This is a genomic window from Streptomyces sp. V1I1, from assembly GCF_030817355.1.
In the GTDB taxonomy this organism is placed as follows: domain Bacteria; phylum Actinomycetota; class Actinomycetes; order Streptomycetales; family Streptomycetaceae; genus Streptomyces.
In genome coordinates this window covers 6,846,825-6,864,376 of record NZ_JAUSZH010000001.1, presented here as the reverse complement: position 1 = coordinate 6,864,376, position 17,552 = coordinate 6,846,825, and the positions used below count along the sequence as shown (strand labels likewise).

Sequence of the window (17,552 nt, the reverse complement as noted above, 5' to 3'; positions counted from 1 at the left end):
CCGCGCACAGATGCATCCGGAGTAACGTCGTGGGGTCGAGGCGGGCACCGGAACCATACGGGGGCGCCTGCCGCAGAGATCAGCGAAAGGCACGAGGTGACGGACTCAATGGCCGACATTGCACGCGTCGGAGTCGTGGGCTGCGGCCAGATGGGCGCAGGCATCGCGGAGGTGTGCGCCCGCAGTGGCCTCGAGGTGAAGGTCGCCGAGACCACGGGCGAGGCCCTGGAGATCGGTCGCACCCGGCTCTACAACTCCCTCTCGAAGGCCGCCGAGCGCGGCAAGATCACCGAGGAGGAGCGCGACGCGACGCTGGACCGGCTCAGCTTCACCACCGACCTCGGGGAGTTCGCCGACCGCGATCTCGTCATCGAGGCCGTCGTGGAGAACGAGCAGGTCAAGACCGAGATCTTCCAGGTGCTCGACCAGGTGGTGACCCGCCAGGACGCGATCCTCGCCTCCAACACCTCCTCCATCCCGCTGGTGAAGCTGGCCGTCGCGACCTCCCGGCCCGACCAGGTCATCGGCATCCACTTCTTCAACCCCGCCCCGGTGCAGAAGCTCGTCGAGCTGATCCCGGCGCTGACCACCTCCGAGGAGACGATCAAGCGCTCCGAGGCCGTGGTCCAGAACGTGCTGGACAAGCACCCGATCCGCGCCCAGGACCGCTCGGGCTTCGTGGTGAACGCCCTGCTCATCCCGTATCTCCTCTCCGCGATCCGGATGTTCGAGTCGGGCATCGCCAGCCGCGAGGACATCGACAACGGCATGGAGCTGGGCTGCGCCCACCCGATGGGTCCGCTGAAGCTCTCCGACCTGATCGGCCTCGACACCGTCGCTTCGGTCGCCGACTCGATGTACGCGGAGTTCAAGGAGCCGCTGTACGCCGCTCCCCCGCTGCTGCAGCGGATGGTGGACGCGGGCCGCCTCGGCCGCAAGACGGGCTCCGGGTTCTACCCGTACTCCTGATCCGGACGCTTACTCCTGATCCGGACGGTCGCGTGACGGTTCCGTACTCCTGATTCACACGGAGTGTGCGGGGCGTGCCCGCATATGCCGTGCGCACACGCTCCCGCCCTCCGACCAGGGCGAGTTGACTCGGTTCCGCTCAGTCAAGGGTCCGCAGTACAACTTTGTCGAAGAGGAGCCCATCCGTGACCACCGACCCTGATCATTTAGTGGTCGTCGAAGAGTTCGCTGAGTTACGCCGCAGCCTCGACGTCGGCCTTGCCCGGATCGACGGGCATCTGGCACTGCTCGCACAGCGCAACGACCAGATCGACCGGGATCTCACCGATCTGGCCGCGCGCGTCGGGGCACTCGAGCACGCCAGGTGGCCGCTGCCCGCCGTCGCCGCGCTCACTGCGCTGGGAGCGCTGGCCGTGACCGTGTGGCAGGCCCTGGGCCGCTAGCCGCCGGGGGTCAGCCCAGCCGCAGATGGTGGAGCATCAGCAGCCCGGCCGCCATGTTGGCGGCCGGGACCTCACCGCGGGCGATCATGTCGGGCACCAGCTTGAGCGGTATCCACTCGCGGCGCGAGGACTCGAAGTCGTCCTCGGGGTGCCCGATGTACGTGGCGTCCTCGGCCCAGTAGAGGTGGTGCCGGGCATCGGTCAGGCCGTTGGACGGTTCGACGGTCAGGAGGTGCTGGAGGGGGCCGGGGCGCCAGCCTGTCTCCTCCTCCATCTCGCGGGCCGCGGCGGCCTCGATGTCCTCGCCGTCCTCGACGACTCCCGCCGCGAGCTCCCAGCCCCAGCTGTTGGTGATGAAGCGGTGCCGCCAGAGCATCAGCACCTCGTTGGCCCTGTTGACCGCTGTCGCTACGGCGACCGGGCGGAGCCGGATGAGGAAATGGTCCAGGTGCCGGCCGTCGGGGAGCACGACGTCCGCGAGGTTGACCCTGAACCAGCGGTTTTCATACACGGTTTGTTCGCTTAAGTTCGTCCACTGCACTTTTCTGCCACCTTCCGACAAGTAGATGGCAATATCGCAGCAGGCGCTCGGTCAGAGGGGAACGCGGAGTGCCCCGTCGATGAGTTCGGCCGCCTCGTCGGCATTGCTGCAACCGCTCGCCACGAGATGCTCGCGCACCGCGCGCAGCCGGTCCCTGAGCCGCTGCGACTCCATCCCCCTCGCCCGCTCCACCATCTCCGCAGCCGTCCGCGCCGCCCGGTCCACCTCGCCCTGGCGCAGCTCGATCTGGCTGAGCATGGCGAGCCGGTGGACCCGGCCACGGTCGTGCGCCGGAGTGTCGACGGCCGCCGTGGCGTGCTCGCGTGCCCCGGGCAGATCACCGAGGCTGAGCAGGGCCTCCGCGACCTGGACGTTCACCAGCCCCGGCTGGACGTAGCCGGTCTCGTCCGGCTCGGACCCAGGACGGATCCGCTCCGCCTCCGACTCCGCGCGCCGGATGCACCGCAGCGCGCTGCCGCCGTCGCCGAGATGTGCGTACGCCTTCGCCTGCATCGCATACAGATCGGCGGCCAGCGCCGGGGTGAGCTGCCGCCCGGCCGCCCGCAGCGCCGCCTCCGCGAAGGCCACCGCCTGCCGGTGCTCGGCCATGAACAGCGACTGGTTGACCAGCAGCGCGATGACATACGCGCCAAGTCCCCGGTCGCCACTGGCCTTTGCGAGCCGCAGCGCCTGATGGAAGTAGCGCTGGGCGAGGCCGTGCGCATCGGAGTCGTACGCGCAGATACCGGCGACCGCCACCAGACCGCCTGTCGCACGGTGCAGTTGGCGGCCCAGCGCGTCGCTGTAGGCGCCGCGCAGCAGAGGCGCGGTCTCGGCGTTGAGGAAGCCGACTATCCGGGCCCGGGTGGCGATGCCGCCCGCCTTGCGGTACATCAGCTCGTAGTGCGCCCGGGCGGCGCGCAGCATTTTGATGTCGGCCATGCTGACGCGCGTCTGCCCCGAGCGGGAGACGTCGGAGTCCTCCGGAGGGTTCTCCCACTCCCATACGGGCATCACCGCGGGCGTGCCGGTGACCGCGGGCGCCTCGATTATGTGCCGTCGTTGCTGTTCGTCGGAGCGCCACAGCGCGGTGGCGCGCTCCACGAAACCGGAGAGCGGCGAGCCGGGCGGCGTGACCGACTCGCCGGGCATACCCAGGCCGATGTCGCTCAGCGTTATGGCCCGGTGCAGTCGGCTCGCGAGCACCTCGCAGATCAGGTCGGGCACCTGGCCGCGCGGGCGCTGGCCCTTCAACCACCGTGCCACGGCCGTGTGTTCGTACCGCAGTGACAGGCCTCTGGCCCGGCCCGCCTGATTGACGCGGGCGGCGAGGCCCGCGTTGGAGATGCCTGCCTCGTCGAGCAGGGCGTCGAGCAGGGTATTGGGCTGCATGTGGCCCTCCGTTGGCTCGGTGCGCTCAGCGTAGTAGAGGGGGATTCGCACGGGGTGTGATTGGAGTGCCCCGATCTGTGCCTCGCGCGCTCTGCCGCCGTACCGTTCGCGCCGGTTGACTGAAATGCCTCTCATGGAGGCGGCCGGGCCGCCGGCTCCCCCTCGTACAGTGCGGCGGCCCTCGATCGCGTCGTCTGCCCTGCTGATCTGCCCGACACTCCGCGGCAGGGCGGGCGGCGCCGGCCGCACGGCAACCCCTTGGTTGCCGATCGCTGCACATGGCTGCAGATGACAGCTAGCGATTGGAGGGTTCCGGCCGGGTACGGCGCAGGGCGGTGTCCCCGCACTGCGCCGGCACCCGCGAGCGGTCGTTGCGCAGCACCAGCAGCGCCACATCGTCGGCGAGCCGCCCACCGGTGTGCCGCAGCAACTCCGAGTGAACGGTGGTGATCACGGCGGCGGGCGAGACCGGTGAGCCGAGCGCGGCATCGGCGAGCACGGCTTCCAGACCGAAGAACTTCCCCGACGCGTCACGGGCGTCCGCCGCTCCGTCCGTGTGCAGGAACAGCGCCTCGCCGGACAGCAGCCGCGCACACCGGTGCACGGGCAGTTCGGCGGGGAGCGGAAACATGCCGAGCGGCGGCAGCGGATCGCCGCAGGCGAGCGGCTTCGCCCCACGGCGACCGAGCCGATACGGCCATGGATGACCGCAGTTGAGAGCCACCACGCTCCCGTCCGTGCCGATCTCCAGCAGCAGTACGGTGACGAACTCCTCCGCCGACGGGCAGTGCGGCTCTCCCCCGCCGGCCGCCGGATGCTCGTCCCTGGCCCGCTCCCGCAGATACCGCTGCATCGCCCGGTCCAACCGCCCAAGGACACCGCCCAGTTCGGGCTCGTCGTAGGCGGCCTCCCGGAAACTGCCGAGCACCGCCGCGACCGCACCGATCGCGGCGAGACCATGGCCGCGGACATCGCCGATGACGATGCGGACGCCGTACGGGGTGGCCACCGCCTCGTACAGATCACCGCCGATCGCGGCACCGCGGCTCACCGACAGCTGGCCCGCGGCGAGAGCGAGACCGTCCAGGCGCGGCGGCGGCGGACGCAGCAGCACCCGCTGGGCGGCGTGGGCGACCGCGCGGACACGTCTGAGCTCGCGGCTCAACTGCCGCCTGATGCCGAGCACAAGCGCGGTGCCGACCGTGAAGAACACAACGCCGGTGACGATCCGTTGGCACAGGCTCTCGGGCTCGTCGGCCGGGCAGGCGATCTTCCAGGTGAGGGCCGCGACGCCCCAGGCGGTGGGAAGCAGCAAGGGGAGCAGCCGCCCTGCCCGTGAATCCTCCGCGCGCGCTGCCCTCGCCCACCGCGAGACCGGAAAGGGGCCCCGAGACCTGATACGGATCATGCGGATGGTCCCCTCGTAGACCTGTCCGGCGCGCAGGCCCGCCCCTACGGCTGGGTCGATTCTGTCGATCGACCGGGCCCGAAAGGAACGACGCCCCACGTTCTCACCCGAATGAGTGAGGTGGCGCCCCGCGCCCGGCAAAGGCGTAAGGGGCGCACCCGGTGTCCGGGTGCGCCCCTCAGGGATCGGGAGCGGTCAGGCCCCGCGCAGCACCGCCCCGGTGCGCTCGGCGGCGAGTGCGACGGCGGCGTCGCGGGCGGCCGACGCCTCCTCGACGGTCAGCGTCCGGTCCGGGGAGCGGAACCGCAGGGCGTACGCCAGGGACTTCTTGCCCTCGCCGATCTGCGACCCGACAAACACATCGAAAAGCCGGATGGATTCCAGCAGTTCACCCGCGCCCTCGGTCAGCACCTTCTCGACCTCGGCGGTCGGCACGTCCTCGGACACGACCAGCGCGACGTCCTGGGTCGCCACCGGGAAGGTGGAGATCCGCGGGGCCCGCAGGCTGCCCTCACCGGCCCGCTGGAGAAGGTCGAGCTCGACCTCCATCGCGCAGGTGCGCTCCGGCAGCCCGAGCGCCTTGATGACGCGCGGGTGCAGTTCGCCGGCGTGGCCGACGAGGGTCTCCTCGCCGTTCACGGTGGCGTACAGCGCGGCGCAGCGGCCCGGGTGCCACGGGGCGTGCTGATCGGCGCGGACGATGAGTTCGACGCCGGCCTCGCGGGCGACCGTACGGGCGGACTCGACCGCGTCGGCCCAGTCGGCCGGGCGCCCCTTGCCCCACCAGCCGGCCTGCTCGCGCGCTCCGGCCAGAACGGTGGCGACGCGGCGCGGCTGGTGCGGCAGCGCCGCGTTCAGCGCGGCGATCTCCTCATCGGTGGGACGGCGGTCGACGGGCAGCGTGCCGGGGACCGTCTCCTCGCCGGTCGGCCGGAAGACCAGACCCGTCTCGAAGAGGGCCAAGTCGTGCGAGCCACGGCCGTCGTTGCGCCGCAGCGCGCCGAGCAGGCCCGGCAGCAGCGTGGTGCGCAGCGCCGGCTCCTCGTCGGAGAGCGGGTTGACCAGCTTGACGACGGTGCGTCGCGGGTCGTCCGCTTCCAGGCCGAGCTGGTCGAACACGGCCTCGCCGACGAACGGGTAGTTCGGCGCCTCGACATAGCCGGCACCGGCCAGTGCGCGGCCGATGCGGCGGTGCAGCCGCTGGCGGCCGGTGAGCCCGCGACCGGCCGGCGGCTTGGGCAGCGTGGAGGGCAGGTTCTCGTACCCCTCCAGCCGGATGACCTCTTCGGCGAGATCGTTCGGCTCGGCGAGGTCGGGACGCCAGGACGGGACGGTGACGACCAGTTCGTCCTGCCCGTACACGTCGCAGCCGACCTCCTGGAGGCGGCGTACGACGGTCTCGCGGCCGTAGTGGACGCCCGCGACACGGTCGGGGTGGTCGGCGGGCATCGAGACCGTACGCGGCGCGGACGGCGCGATGATCTCGGTGACGCCGGCCTCCGCCGTGCCGCCGGCGAGCAGCACCAGCAGGTCGACGGTCCGCTGCGCGGCGGCAGAGGCGGCCTGCGGGTCGACGCCGCGCTCGAAGCGCTTGGACGCCTCGGAGGCGAGCTTGTGGCGCCGGGCCGTACGGGCGATGGACACGGCGTCGAAGTGCGCGGCCTCGATGACGACCTCGGTGGTGGCACCGGCGGTGTCGTCGTCGTGGTCGGCGATCTCGGTGTTGGCGCCGCCCATGACGCCCGCGAGGCCGATCGGCCCGCGGTTGTCGGTGATCACCAGGTCCTCGGCGTCCAGCACCCGCTGCACGCCGTCCAGGGTGGTGAGCTTCTCGCCGGGCTCGGCGCGGCGCACCCCGATCGGCCCGTCGAGACGGGTCCGGTCGTAGGCGTGCAGCGGCTGACCGACTTCGAGCATCACGTAGTTGGTGACGTCGACGGCGAGCGAGATCGGGCGCATCCCGGCCTTCTGCAGCCGGCGCTGCAGCCAGATCGGGGAGCGGGCCTCGGGCTCCAGGCCGACGACCGTGCGCGCGGTGAAGCGGTCGCAGCCGACCGGGTCGGAGACCTTGACCACGTACCCGAAGGAGTTCGGTGCGGGCACGTCCAGCAGCGCCGGGTCGCGCAGCGGCAGGCCGTACGCAATGGCGGTCTCGCGGGCGACGCCGCGCATCGAGAGGCAGTAGCCGCGGTCGGGCGTGACGGCGATGTCCAGGACCTCGTCGACAAGCTCGAGCAGCTCGATGGCGTCGGTGCCGACCTCGTGCTCCGGCGGCAGCACGATGATGCCACCGCTGCCGTCGTCGCCCATGCCGAGCTCGTCGCCGGAGCAGATCATGCCGTGCGAGGTCCTGCCGTACGTGTTGCGCGCGGCGATCGCGAAGTCACCGGGCAGCACGGCGCCGGGCAGGACCACGACGACCTTGTCGCCGACGGAGAAGTTGCGCGCGCCGCAGACGATCTCCTGCGGCTCGCCGGTGCCGTTGGCCATGCCGACGTCGACGGTGCAGAAGCGGATGGGCTTCTTGAACTCCGTCAGCTCCTCGATGGTCAGCACCTTGCCGACGACGAGCGGGCCCTTGAGACCGGCGCCGAGCTGCTCGACCGTCTCGACCTCGAGACCTGCCGCGATGAGCTTGGTCTGTACGTCGCGGCCGGTCTCCGTGGCCGACAGGTCGACGTACTCCCGCAGCCAAGAAAGCGGGACCCGCATCAGATCTCCATCCCGAACGGCCGGGTGAACCGGACGTCACCCTCGACCATGTCTCGCATGTCTTCTACGTTGTGGCGGAACATCAGCATCCGCTCGATGCCGAACCCGAAAGCGAATCCGCTGTACTTGTTGGGGTCGACGCCGCAGGCGATGAGCACCTTCGGGTTGACCATGCCGCAGCCGCCGAGCTCGATCCAGCCCTCGCTGCCGCAGGTGCGGCAGGGCCGGTCCGGATTGCCGACGGACTCGCCGCGGCACACGTAGCAGACCATGTCCATCTCGGCGGACGGCTCGGTGAAGGGGAAGAAGTTCGGCCGGAGCCGGGTCTTCATGCCCTCGCCGCCGAAGAGCGCCCGGACCATGTGGTCGAGGGTGCCCTTGAGGTCCGCCATGGTCAGGCCCTCGTCCACGGCGAGCAGCTCGACCTGGTGGAAGACCGGAGTGTGCGTGGCGTCCAGATCGTCGGTGCGGTAGACGCGGCCGGGGCAGATGACATACACCGGCGGCTCACGGTCGAGCATCGAGCGGACCTGTACGGGCGAGGTGTGCGTGCGCAGTACGACGCCGGAAGCGCTGCCACCGTCCGCGCCCTCGACGAAGAAGGTGTCGTGCTCACCGCGGGCGGGGTGGTCCGCGGCGATGTTCAGCGCGTCGAAGTTCAGCCACTCGGTCTCGACCTCGGGGCCTTCGGCCACCTCGTAGCCCATGGCTGTGAAGATGTCCTCGATGCGCTCGGAGAGCGTGGTCAGCGGGTGGCGGGCGCCGGCCGGAACGCGGTCGTAGGGCAGCGTGACGTCCACTGCCTCCTCGACCAGCACCCGGGCGTCGCGCTCGGCCTCCAGTTCGACCTGGCGGGCGGCGAGCGCCTTGCTCACGGCGCCACGGGCCTGGCCCACGCGCTTGCCGGCCTCGGCCTTGGCCTGCGGCGGCAGTGCGCCGATCTCCCGGTTGGCGAGCGCGAGCGGCGAGCCGCCGCCGGTGTGCGCGACCTTCGCGTGAGCGAGCTCGTCGAGGTCGCCGGCGGCGGCGAAGGCGGCGAGCGCCTCGTCCCGCATGCGCTCGATCTCTTCCGGTTTCAGTGCCTCGACCTCAACAGGGTCGTACGACTTATTGGGTGCGGACATCTCTTCCCGTACTTCCGATGGGCTGGCTGGGGCCCCCGCTCGTCGACCGAGGACGCAAAGGTGCCAAAGGTCGAGTCTAACGGGGTGTGGAGAGGCGAATGAGCCTGCGGGCGGCTAGGCCCTCCCGTCGCCCGCCACCGCCCTACCTGACGCTTCGCGAAACCTCTTATTTCAGGTAGGCCGGGGCGCCGACGGGCAGAATAAATCGGAACTCGGCGCCGCCGCCGGGTCCGCGGCCTACGGTGATCGTCCCGCCGTGCGCCTCGACGATGCCCTTGACGATGTAGAGGCCCAGGCCGGTGCCGCCGCGCTTGCTCCCCCGCCAGAAGCGGGTGAAGACACGGCCCATCGACTCCTCGGGGATGCCGGGGCCTTCGTCGCTCACGGTGACGGCCGTACCCTTCTCGTCGTCCTTCGCCGATGCCGGCGCCACCTCGATGGTGACCGTTCCGGCGCCGTGGCGCACCGCATTTTCCAGCAGGTTGCCGAGCACCTGGTCGATCTTGTCCGGGTCGGCCCACAGATCGGGCAGCCGGCGCTGGATGCGCACGAAGAAGCGGTCGGGAGACTGGCCACTGGCTATGTGCGACTGGATGTGGCGTCCGACGGCGGCCGCGATGTCGATGGGCTGGCGGCGCACTTCGAGCCGTCCGGAGTCGATACGGGAGATGTCGAGGAGCTCGGCGATGAGCCGGGTGACGCGGTTGGCGTCGGCGTCGACCGTCTCCAGCATCAGCCGCTTCTGGTCGTCGGTGAATCGCTCCCATTTGGCGAGCAGCGTCGCCGTGAAGCCCTTCACCGAGGTGAGCGGGGAACGCAGCTCATGGGCGACCGTCGCTATCAGCTCGGCGTGACTGCGTTCGGTGCGGCGCCGGGCCTCGGTGCCGCGCAGGCTGATGACGAGGCGGCGTACCGGCCCGGTGGGGCGCTCGCGCACATAACGGACGGAGACGAGGACCTCGCGGCCGCCGGGCAGCAGCAGATTGCGCTCGGGCTGGCCGACGCGGGTGGCGAGTCCGCCGTACGGATCGGTAAGCGTCCACCAGCGGCAGCCCTTGAGGTCCTCCAGCGGCAGCGCGCGCTCCAGCGGCAGGCCGAGCGCTTCGCCCTTGGACACGGCGGTGATCCGTACGGCCGCGTCGTTGAAGCAGATCACGCGGCCGTTCTCGTCGGCGACGACAAGTCCGTCGGGGAGGTCGTCGGGGTCGATCCCGAACGCGTCGAGGCCGCCGGACTGGCACAGCAACGCCCCGTGTGTCTCCGCGAGCCTGCTCGTCCCGACAGCCATCCCCGTACCCCACCTCTCCCGCCGCCGCAGTGGGCCCCCGAGCCCGTCACACTACTAGCTGGAAGTGACGGAGCGGACCCCCTGAGCGAGTACTCCCACTCAGTGAGTACCCACTGCGCGCTGGGCACGCGCCGAGGCATAGAGGCATACGGCTGCGGCGGTCGCGAGGTTCAGACTTTCGGCCTTTCCGTGGATCGGTACGCGCACGACGGCGTCCGCGAGCGCACGGGTCTCCTCCGGCAGCCCCCAGGCCTCGTTGCCGAAGATCCATGCGGTGGGTCCGCCCATGGTCCCGGCGTCGAGCTCGTCATCCAGGTCGTCGTCGCCGGCGCCGTCGGCGGCCAGTACGCGCACTCCGGCGTCGCGCAGCCCCCGCACCGCCTGCTCGACGGGGACGCCGACGGCGACGGGCAGATGGAAGTGCGAACCGACCGACGCGCGCACCGACTTGGGGTTGTAGAGGTCGACGGAGGCGTCGGTGAGGACGACGGCGTCGGCGCCCGCGGCGTCCGCGCAGCGCAGCACCGTGCCGGCGTTCCCGGGGTCGCGTACATGCGCGAGTACGGCGACGAGCTTCGGCCGCGCCGCCAGGATCTCCTCGAACGGCGAGTCGAGGAACCGGCAGACGCCGACCAGGCCCTGCGGGGTGACGGTCTGGGAGACCTCGGCGAGCACCGCGTCGGAGGCGTGGTGCACCCGGGCCCCGGCGGCACGGGCGGCGTCGACGATGTCCGCGTACCGCTCTGCGGCCTCGACGGTGGTGAAGAGCTCGACCAGGGTGGGCTCACCGCTGGGGCCGCGATGGGCGACCGCTTCCCGCACGGCCTGCGGCCCCTCGGCGATGAACAGGCGCTCCTTGCCCCGGAAGGCGCGCTTGGCAAGCCGCCGGGCGGCGGTGACGCGTGGGGAACGCGGGGAGATCAGCTCGGGGGCCATGTGCCTGCGGCTCTCTGATTCGGGTCCGGGGCCGACCCCGGAAGGGTCTGCACGGGGAAGGTCGGGGGCCGGGGGTGTCCCCCGATACAGCGCAGAACGCACCGGACCCGCAGGCCGAAGGCCTGCGGGTCCAAAAGCGGTCCGGCTGGACGCGGCCGTCAGGCCGCCGACGCGGCCTTCGGGGCGTTGACGTCGCTCGGAAGCGCCTTCTGGGCAACCTCGACGAGCGCGGCGAACGCGCCGGCGTCGTTGACCGCGAGCTCGGCCAGGATCTTGCGGTCCACCTCGATGTTGGCGGCCTTCAGACCCTGGATGAGGCGGTTGTACGTCATACCGTTCTGGCGGGCAGCGGCGTTGATGCGCTGGATCCACAGCTGACGGAAGTCGCCCTTGCGCTTCTTACGGTCGTTGTAGTTGTAGACCAGGGAGTGGGTGACCTGCTCCTTGGCCTTGCGGTACAGGCGCGAACGCTGACCGCGGTAGCCGCTGGCCTGCTCGAGAATCGCCCGGCGCTTCTTGTGGGCGTTGACTGCCCGCTTGACGCGTGCCACTTGTTAACTCCTTGTAGCGGGGCTGGGATTGAGAGTTCGACTCACCCCGGCCCGGAAACGAATTGGTCCCGGTCTCGGCGCGTGCCCCCGGTCACCGGGGACACATACGTCACTTGCCGAGAAGCTTCTTGATGGTCTTCGAGTCACCCGGGGCCATCTCGGCGTTGCCGGTGAGGCGACGCGTCAGCTTGGACGACTTGTGCTCCAGCAGGTGGCGCTTGCCGGCGCGCTCACGGAGCACCTTGCCGGAGCCGGTGATCTTGAAGCGCTTCTTGGCACCGCTGTGCGTCTTGTTCTTCGGCATAGCGCCGTTATCTCCTCGTCAGTGGCGCTCCCCCGGTGCGGACACCGGACGACAGGAGCGTCAGATCTTGGTTTGTGGGTTCCGGGCGGGACCCGGGGCTGCCTGGGTGGCAGCCCCATCAGGTCACGCCTCGGAGGGCGTCTCGGAAGGGGCCTCGGCCGGGGCCTGGGCGGCCTCGTCCGTGGTCTCCTCGTGCGCGTAGCCCTGACGCTCCGCCTTGCGGGCGGCCTGAGCCTCACGCGCCTCGGCCATGGCCTCGGTCTTCTTCTTGTGCGGGCCAAGAACCATGATCATGTTCCGGCCGTCCTGCTTCGGGTTCGACTCGATGAATCCGAGGTCCTCGACATCGGAAGCGAGCCGCTGCAGCAGGCGGAACCCAAGCTCGGGGCGGGACTGCTCACGACCACGGAACATGATCGTGATCTTGACCTTGTCGCCCTGCTTGAGGAACCGGACGACGTGACCCTTTTTGGTGTCGTAGTCGTGCGGGTCGATCTTCGGCCGGAGCTTCATCTCCTTGATGACCGTGTGCGCCTGGTTCTTGCGCGCCTCACGGGCTTTCATGGCCGACTCGTACTTGAACTTCCCGTAGTCCATGAGCTTGCACACAGGCGGACGGGCGTTCGCCGCGACCTCGACCAGGTCGAGGTCGTACTCCTGCGCAAGCTCGAGGGCCTTGGCAAGCGGAACAATCCCGACCTGCTCGCCGCTGGGACCGACAAGTCGCACTTCGGGAACGCGAATCCGGTCGTTGATGCGGGGCTCGGCGCTGATGGATCCTCCTAAGTAGCACCACACGGATGTCTGGCAGGCAGCCGCGTAACGTCTGTTTCGTGAGACCAACCGCACCGGAACGTGAAAAATGCCCCGGACGGAACACAGGCGGGAGCTCCTCGAATACCGGAACACCGCCGCGTGCTACCGCGGGGCTTATCGGGCGGCTCCATCGTCCGTACGGAACGATGGGCGCCGCCTGACCGGTGACCCGCCGTCCCGGAGGACAGCCAGGTGGGAGATCGGAGCCTCCACTTGTGGGCCGGGCACACAGGTGTCCGGCCGGTCGTTACACAAGGTTAGCAGCTCTGGCCGGAAGCGGCTAACCGGTGGCCGGAGACCGGTCCTCTGCGGCGGGGCATATCGTGTGCGTCATGAGTGACGCGACCACCCCCAATGAGTCCCCCGGCTTCGACGACATGACCCGCGACATCGCGGAGGTCCCCGCCGTCGAGGTGATCGTCACGGTCGCGGTGAATCTGATGAGCGCGGCCGCCGTGAAGCTCGGTCTGACCGAGGACGGCGCGGAGCACAAGGATCTGGACGAGGCGCGGAAGCTGGTGCACGCGCTGGCGGGTCTGATGGACGCGAGCGCGACCGAGATCAGCTCCTTCCACGCGGCGCCGCTGCGCGACGGGCTGAAGTCGCTGCAGCTGGCGTTCCGCGAGGCGTCGCTGGTCCCGGACGAGCCGGGCCAGGGACCGGGCGAGAAGTACACCGGCCCGGTGTACGGCTGAATTCTTCTTACCCGCGTACGAAGAGGGGCTCGCCCGGCGGGGTGGCCTCGGCCGGGAGCAGTGCCAGGTCGAGGCCCCGCACCAGGCGGGCCCTCAGTACGTCGTCGGCCGCCAGCGTCTCGGCGACGCGGCGGGCCGCCTGGGCCGGGACCGCGTCCGCGGCGAGGACCAGGGCGAGGATGCCGTCCGCGCGGCCGGGGCCGAGGTGGGCGCGGAGCACCGCGGGCTCGGCGGCGACCGCGTCCCGTACCGCGGTGGTGACCGCCGGGTCATCGAGCGGGTCGACGCTGGTGCGGCCCTCGGAGAGGGCGAGCAGCGCGCTGCCGGTCAGCTGGTAGGGGACGGGACCCGCGACGTCGAGCAGCAGCGTGTCGGCCTGCTCGTGGGCGACGGCCTGCAATGCCTGGTGCAGCGGTACGGCCACGGGGCGCGCGTGCGGGTCCCAGCGGGCCAGCGAGTCGATCGAGGTGAACGCGGGCAGCGCACGGCGGTCGCCCGCCGTCAGCGTGGGGATCGCCATGTCGCTGGTCTTCTCGCGGCGCAGGCCGTTCTCGTCCTCCTCGACCTCGCCGAGCAAGGCGACGACCGGGACCAGCAGCCGGGCGTCCTTGAGGGCTTCGAGCACCGGCTGCTGGGCCGTGCGGTCCGCGGACCAGTCCGCGAGGGCCGCCGTCAGCCGGGGATCGGCGGTGCCGTCGTCGTCGGAGAAACCGGGGTCAGGGATGTTCTTGAGCGCCACGCGTCGAGCCTAACCTCCCTGGTATGAGTGCCAGTGTCTCGGTCGCCGTGTCCGGCCTGTCGTACGGCGAGCAGCGGGCGTATCCCTCGGCGAGCATCGTGAAGGTCTCGATCCTGGCCGCGCTGCTGCTGGAGGGACGTCCGCTGACCGCGCGGGAGCGGGAGCTGGCGCGGGCCATGATCGTACGGAGCGACAACGACGCGGCGACGGCGCTGTGGGAGACGATCGGCGGCGCGCCGGGGCTGGACTCGGCGCATGCGCGGCTCGGGCTCGCCCAGACGCGGGCCGAAACTGCGTGGGGGCTGACGCGGACCACCGCGGCGGATCAACTCGCGCTGATGCGGGCCGTGTTCGACGGCCCGTATGCGTATCTCCGGGCCCTCATGGGTCAGGTGGTCGAGGGGCAGGACTGGGGGGTGTCGGCCGCGGGCGGCGCTTGGGCGCTCAAGAACGGCTGGATGCCGATGCGGGAGACAGGGCTGTGGGTCGTGCACTCGGTGGGGCGGGCCGACGGCCGGCTCATCGCGGTGCTCTCCGACGGGCATGAGACGAAGGAGGCGGGCATCGCGTGTGTCGAGGCGGCGGTGCGGGAGGCGGTCAGGCGCCTCTGACCCGGCCGCCGCGCCAGAGCACGACCGCACCCGCCAGCACGAGCGCGCCGATGCCGCCCGCGAGCGGGGCGAGCCAGCCGGCCGGCTCCACGTCCTTCTTCACGGCCGCGGGGCCGGGGCCGAAGTACTCCTTGTCGTAGCCCGAGGAGGCGGCCTTCAGGCCAGCGGGGCGCAGCTTCGCGCCCGCTTTGATCGCGGCGGCCGGGTCGACGATGCCGTAGCCCTTGGCGTCGTCGCGGCCGCCCTTGGGGCCGTTGCGGGCGGAGTCCGCGAGGAGCTTTTTGATCTGGGCGGGGGTAAGGCCCGGGTGGGCGGCGCGGACCAGGGCCACCGCGCCGGAGACGAAGGCGGAGGCCGCGCTGGTGCCCCAGCCCTGGTAGTACTTCTGGTCGGGGTCGGCCATGACGATGTCGACGCCGGGGGCGCTGACGGTGGCGTACCAGCGGCGGGTGGAGAAGGCTGCGTGGGTGCCGAAGCGGTCGACGGCTGTCACGGCGATCACGCCGGGGTAGGCGGCGGGGTACGAGATGTGGTCGCCCTTCTCGCCGCCGTTGCCGGCCGACGCGACGACGACGGAGCCCTTGGCGAGCGCGTACTGCACGGCGGCGTCCTCGGCCGCCTCGGGGTGCGCGGACTCGCTGTCGTCGCCGAGGGAGAGGTTGATGACGTCGGCGCCCTGGTCGGCGGCCCAGCGGATGCCCTGGGCGAGGGCATTGCCGCGGGAGTTTCGGGCCTTCTCGCGGGCCTTGTCAGTGCCTTCGAGGATGACCCGGACGGGGAGGATCTTCACCTCGGGCGCGATGCCCATGACGCCGTCCTCGCTGCCCGGGCCGTGGCCGTGGGCGGCGATGATGCCGGCCATGGCGGTGCCGTGGCGGGCCCAGGCGCGTTCGCCGCGCTGGGCGCCGAAGCCGATGAAGTCCTTGCCCTGCAGGACCGAGCCCGCGAGGTCGGGGTGGCGGTCGTCGACGCCCGTGTCGAGGACCGCGACGGTGATGCCCTCGCCTTTGGTGGTGCGCCAGGCCTGGTCGGTATTCATGGAGCTGAGCGCCCACTGCTGGGTCCGTATGCCGTCCGCGTGCGCGGGCGTCGCGGGCAGGAGCGCGAGGGCGGCGGCCGCGAGGGCGGCGGCGATGCGGTGGCGGGAACGGCGGGTAACGACGGGGCGGCGGGTCATTCGGGCTTCTCCGTGGCCGTGCTGACGGTCTTGCGCAGTCCGCCCTGGATACGGTCCGCGATGCCCTTGGCCTCATGGCCGAGGCCCGCCTGGGCGGGTGCGGACGTCGCGCCCTTGGCCTTGGCCTCGTCGGCGGGCTGCGGGTCGGTGACGGTACGGCCGTCGGCGAAGCCGGACACGGCGTAGACGACGACGGGCGCCTCGGTCAGGACGTTCACGGTCCAGCTGGCGCGCTGCCGGTTGCCGAAACCGGCGGCGACGGTGCCCTTGGCCGGGAGGGTGCGGGGCATCAGATCGGGGCGCTCGTCGAGGCCTTCCCCGGTGAAGCGGGAGGCCAGCGCGTGCATGGCGGCCGCGTCGGCCTCGGTGAAGATCAGCCCGACAGTGGTGACGCTGGTGGCCGTCGCGTCGGTGTAGGTGGCGCGCAGCACCCGGGCGCAGCCGACCGGCTGCAACGTCGTGACCAGCAGCGGGTCGAGGGCGCTCGCGCAGTCGCCGTCGGGCGCGACGGCGATCCGGGTCCAGACCCGGTCCGCGCCGCCGGGGCCCGCGTCCTCGCCCTTGAGGGTGCGGGGGAACAGGGTGTCGACGGGGACGCTGTGCCAGAGGGTGCGGGTCTCGGTGTACCCGGTACGGGCGGTGGCGTCGGCGCTGGAGTCGCCGGTCAGCCAGCTGCCGGTGGCCGCGCCGCCGATCAGGCCGAGCCCGAGGACGACACAGGCGACGGCGCCGAGGGTGCGCGCGGGGTGCCGGGTCCGTACGGGACGGAGCCGGGTGGTCATCTCGGCCGGGCTCTCCGGCGGCGCCCAGGACCGGCCGCCGGCTCCGGGGCCGGGGTGCGCGGGTCGTGTGCCGGGCCGCGGCGTGAGGTCGACGGACCCGACGGCCCTGCGCCGCGAGGGCGGACCGGCGGGCCGCGGCGGCACCTCGGGCGGCAGTGGCGCAGAGCCGGTACGGGGGCCGGGGGGCGTGGCGATGGGCCGCAGCCGGGCGGTGGTCTCGACGGGCAGGACGGGGGGCGCGGAGGCCTCAGGCCGGGGTGGGGCGGGGCGCTCGGCGGCGGCCGGACGCGGGGGCGCGGGTGCGCCGGAGCGGGCGGGCGGTACCTCCGGACGCGGCGGGACGCCGGACGACGGTTGCGGCGCGGGCGCACTCGGCGGCGGAACGGCGGGCCGGAGCCCGCTGTGGGACACGCCGGGCCGGGGTGGGGCGGGGCGCTCGGCGGCGGCCGGACGCGGGGGCGCGGGTGCGCCGGAGCGGGCGGGCGGTACCTCCGGGCGCGGCGGGACGCCGGACGACGGTTGCGGCGGCAGCGGGTAGGAGGACGGGCGGCGCCCACCGTCAGCAGACCCGTAGGCGGCGTCCGGCTCGGGCAGCCCGGCGGAGCCGCTGCCCGAAGACGCGGACCGCATGTCAGCAGACGCGGGGCGCATGTCAGCGGACGGCGTATCAGGGGTGGCCGCGTCCGGCTCGGTCCGAGCGGAGCCGCCGAACTGGGACGCGGGCCGGATCGCAGGAGCGGCCGGCCGGGCCTGGGCGTCGGCCGACGGCGCACCCGCCGGTGTCTCCGAGTGCGGCGGGGCGGCCGGGCGGGCCTGGGTGTCGGCGGACGGCTCGGCCGCCGGTGTCTCCGGATGCCGCGGGGCCCTCGGCCCCGGCGGTGGGAGCACCGGCTCCTGGGAAACCAGTTCCGTGATGCCCGATACCCGCAGCGTCCTCGGGGCCGGATCCGGCGGGACCAGCGCCTCCGTAATGCGGGACGTGCTCGGCGTCGGCTCCCCGTCGTCGGGCTGAGGCGAGGCCGGGCCGGGAGGACGTTGCGCCTCCGTGCTCATCCCGCCCCCTG

General features: G+C 71.7%; 18 protein-coding genes. 5 read left to right on the top strand and 13 right to left on the bottom strand.

The genetic code is table 11. From position 1 onward, the window contains the following. The first annotated feature begins 108 nt into the window (after positions 1 to 108). Both QFZ67_RS32135 and QFZ67_RS32130 read left to right on the top strand, forming a co-directional pair. Positions 109 to 969 (top strand): 3-hydroxybutyryl-CoA dehydrogenase, encoded by an 861-nt coding sequence (locus QFZ67_RS32135; protein ID WP_307664543.1) that lies wholly within the window; start codon positions 109 to 111, stop codon positions 967 to 969. A gap of 185 nt (positions 970 to 1,154) precedes the next feature. Next, positions 1,155 to 1,412, top strand: coding sequence for a hypothetical protein (locus tag QFZ67_RS32130; RefSeq protein ID WP_307664542.1), 258 nt, complete (start codon positions 1,155 to 1,157; stop codon positions 1,410 to 1,412). Between the two features lie 10 nt (positions 1,413 to 1,422). On the opposite strand, the gene QFZ67_RS32125 is transcribed toward QFZ67_RS32130, so the two are convergent. The 10 genes from QFZ67_RS32125 to infC all read right to left on the bottom strand — a co-directional run bounded on the left by QFZ67_RS32125 (position 1,423) and on the right by infC (position 12,466). Next, a complete protein-coding gene (locus QFZ67_RS32125) occupies positions 1,423 to 1,953 on the bottom strand; it encodes an NUDIX hydrolase (protein WP_307664541.1) in 531 nt (176 codons plus the stop codon). A 51-nt stretch (positions 1,954 to 2,004) separates the two neighbouring features. Further along, the gene (locus tag QFZ67_RS32120; protein WP_307664540.1) at positions 2,005 to 3,345 is read right to left on the bottom strand and encodes a transcriptional regulator; all 1,341 of its coding nucleotides are present in this window, start codon (positions 3,343 to 3,345) and stop codon (positions 2,005 to 2,007) included. A gap of 295 nt (positions 3,346 to 3,640) precedes the next feature. Next, positions 3,641 to 4,753, bottom strand: a complete 1,113-nt coding sequence (locus tag QFZ67_RS32115) for a PP2C family protein-serine/threonine phosphatase (protein WP_373430154.1) — start codon at positions 4,751 to 4,753, stop codon at positions 3,641 to 3,643. 195 nt (positions 4,754 to 4,948) lie between these two features. Continuing rightward, complete coding sequence (gene pheT / locus QFZ67_RS32110; RefSeq protein WP_307664538.1) at positions 4,949 to 7,465, bottom strand: phenylalanine--tRNA ligase subunit beta; 2,517 nt, start codon at positions 7,463 to 7,465, stop codon at positions 4,949 to 4,951. After that, on the bottom strand, positions 7,465 to 8,589 hold the full coding sequence (gene pheS, locus QFZ67_RS32105; RefSeq protein ID WP_307664537.1) for a phenylalanine--tRNA ligase subunit alpha: 1,125 nt from the start codon (positions 8,587 to 8,589) through the stop codon (positions 7,465 to 7,467). Before pheS ends, pheT begins: the two co-directional genes overlap by 1 nt. A 166-nt stretch (positions 8,590 to 8,755) precedes the next feature. Next, a complete protein-coding gene (locus tag QFZ67_RS32100) occupies positions 8,756 to 9,877 on the bottom strand; it encodes an ATP-binding protein (RefSeq protein ID WP_307664536.1) in 1,122 nt (373 codons plus the stop codon). Positions 9,878 to 9,976: 99 nt separating this feature from the next. Continuing rightward, the gene (locus QFZ67_RS32095) at positions 9,977 to 10,813 is read right to left on the bottom strand and encodes an RNA methyltransferase (RefSeq protein ID WP_307664535.1); all 837 of its coding nucleotides are present in this window, start codon (positions 10,811 to 10,813) and stop codon (positions 9,977 to 9,979) included. Positions 10,814 to 10,971: 158 nt separating this feature from the next. After that, positions 10,972 to 11,364 carry a 50S ribosomal protein L20 gene (gene rplT, locus QFZ67_RS32090; RefSeq protein ID WP_307664534.1) on the bottom strand — a complete coding sequence of 131 codons (393 nt, stop codon included), beginning with the start codon at positions 11,362 to 11,364 and terminating at the stop codon, positions 10,972 to 10,974. 109 nt (positions 11,365 to 11,473) lie between these two features. Further along, positions 11,474 to 11,668 carry a 50S ribosomal protein L35 gene (gene rpmI, locus QFZ67_RS32085; RefSeq protein ID WP_142216133.1) on the bottom strand — a complete coding sequence of 65 codons (195 nt, stop codon included), beginning with the start codon at positions 11,666 to 11,668 and terminating at the stop codon, positions 11,474 to 11,476. A 123-nt stretch (positions 11,669 to 11,791) separates the two neighbouring features. Then, complete coding sequence (infC, locus tag QFZ67_RS32080; RefSeq protein ID WP_307664533.1) at positions 11,792 to 12,466, bottom strand: translation initiation factor IF-3; 675 nt, start codon at positions 12,464 to 12,466, stop codon at positions 11,792 to 11,794. Positions 12,467 to 12,816: 350 nt separating this feature from the next. Between infC and QFZ67_RS32075 the strand changes: the two genes are divergently transcribed. Further along, the gene (locus tag QFZ67_RS32075) at positions 12,817 to 13,179 is read left to right on the top strand and encodes a DUF1844 domain-containing protein (protein WP_307664532.1); all 363 of its coding nucleotides are present in this window, start codon (positions 12,817 to 12,819) and stop codon (positions 13,177 to 13,179) included. Between the two features lie 7 nt (positions 13,180 to 13,186). Here QFZ67_RS32075 and QFZ67_RS32070 read toward each other — a convergent pair whose 3' ends face one another. After that, entirely contained in the window at positions 13,187 to 13,918 is a 732-nt protein-coding gene (locus tag QFZ67_RS32070) for an SseB family protein (protein WP_307664531.1), read from the bottom strand. Positions 13,919 to 13,941: 23 nt separating this feature from the next. Here QFZ67_RS32070 and QFZ67_RS32065 point away from each other — a divergent pair, with 23 nt between their 5' ends. Next, positions 13,942 to 14,529, top strand: a complete 588-nt coding sequence (locus QFZ67_RS32065; RefSeq protein WP_307664530.1) for a serine hydrolase — start codon at positions 13,942 to 13,944, stop codon at positions 14,527 to 14,529. Here the strand turns inward: QFZ67_RS32065 and mycP are convergent. Both mycP and QFZ67_RS32055 read right to left on the bottom strand, forming a co-directional pair. Beyond that, positions 14,516 to 15,706, bottom strand: coding sequence for a type VII secretion-associated serine protease mycosin (gene mycP, locus QFZ67_RS32060; protein WP_307664529.1), 1,191 nt, complete (start codon positions 15,704 to 15,706; stop codon positions 14,516 to 14,518). The genes QFZ67_RS32065 and mycP overlap by 14 nt on opposite strands. Then, a complete protein-coding gene (locus QFZ67_RS32055; RefSeq protein ID WP_307666052.1) occupies positions 15,703 to 16,488 on the bottom strand; it encodes a hypothetical protein in 786 nt (261 codons plus the stop codon). Before QFZ67_RS32055 ends, mycP begins: the two co-directional genes overlap by 4 nt. 628 nt (positions 16,489 to 17,116) lie before the next feature. Between QFZ67_RS32055 and QFZ67_RS32050 the strand changes: the two genes are divergently transcribed. After that, the gene (locus QFZ67_RS32050; protein ID WP_307664528.1) at positions 17,117 to 17,500 is read left to right on the top strand and encodes a hypothetical protein; all 384 of its coding nucleotides are present in this window, start codon (positions 17,117 to 17,119) and stop codon (positions 17,498 to 17,500) included. Positions 17,501 to 17,552: the final 52 nt, after the last annotated feature.

Bases quoted from the DNA above. Each gene is read 5' to 3' on its own strand.
- pheT (WP_307664538.1), bottom strand. From the start codon at position 7,465: ATGCGGGTCCCGCTTTCTTGGCTGCGGGAGTACGTCGACCTGTCGGCC.
- QFZ67_RS32120 (WP_307664540.1), bottom strand. From the start codon at position 3,345: ATGCAGCCCAATACCCTGCTCGACGCCCTGCTCGACGAGGCAGGCATC.
- QFZ67_RS32135 (WP_307664543.1), top strand. From the start codon at position 109: ATGGCCGACATTGCACGCGTCGGAGTCGTGGGCTGCGGCCAGATGGGC.
- QFZ67_RS32100 (WP_307664536.1), bottom strand. From the start codon at position 9,877: ATGGCTGTCGGGACGAGCAGGCTCGCGGAGACACACGGGGCGTTGCTG.
- QFZ67_RS32065 (WP_307664530.1), top strand. From the start codon at position 13,942: ATGAGTGCCAGTGTCTCGGTCGCCGTGTCCGGCCTGTCGTACGGCGAG.
- pheS (WP_307664537.1), bottom strand. From the start codon at position 8,589: ATGTCCGCACCCAATAAGTCGTACGACCCTGTTGAGGTCGAGGCACTG.
- rpmI (WP_142216133.1), bottom strand. From the start codon at position 11,668: ATGCCGAAGAACAAGACGCACAGCGGTGCCAAGAAGCGCTTCAAGATC.
- QFZ67_RS32095 (WP_307664535.1), bottom strand. From the start codon at position 10,813: ATGGCCCCCGAGCTGATCTCCCCGCGTTCCCCACGCGTCACCGCCGCC.
- QFZ67_RS32050 (WP_307664528.1), top strand. From the start codon at position 17,117: ATGTCAGCAGACGCGGGGCGCATGTCAGCGGACGGCGTATCAGGGGTG.
- QFZ67_RS32115 (WP_373430154.1), bottom strand. From the start codon at position 4,753: ATGATCCGTATCAGGTCTCGGGGCCCCTTTCCGGTCTCGCGGTGGGCG.
- mycP (WP_307664529.1), bottom strand. From the start codon at position 15,706: ATGACCCGCCGCCCCGTCGTTACCCGCCGTTCCCGCCACCGCATCGCC.
- QFZ67_RS32075 (WP_307664532.1), top strand. From the start codon at position 12,817: ATGAGTGACGCGACCACCCCCAATGAGTCCCCCGGCTTCGACGACATG.
- QFZ67_RS32055 (WP_307666052.1), bottom strand. From the start codon at position 16,488: ATGACCACCCGGCTCCGTCCCGTACGGACCCGGCACCCCGCGCGCACC.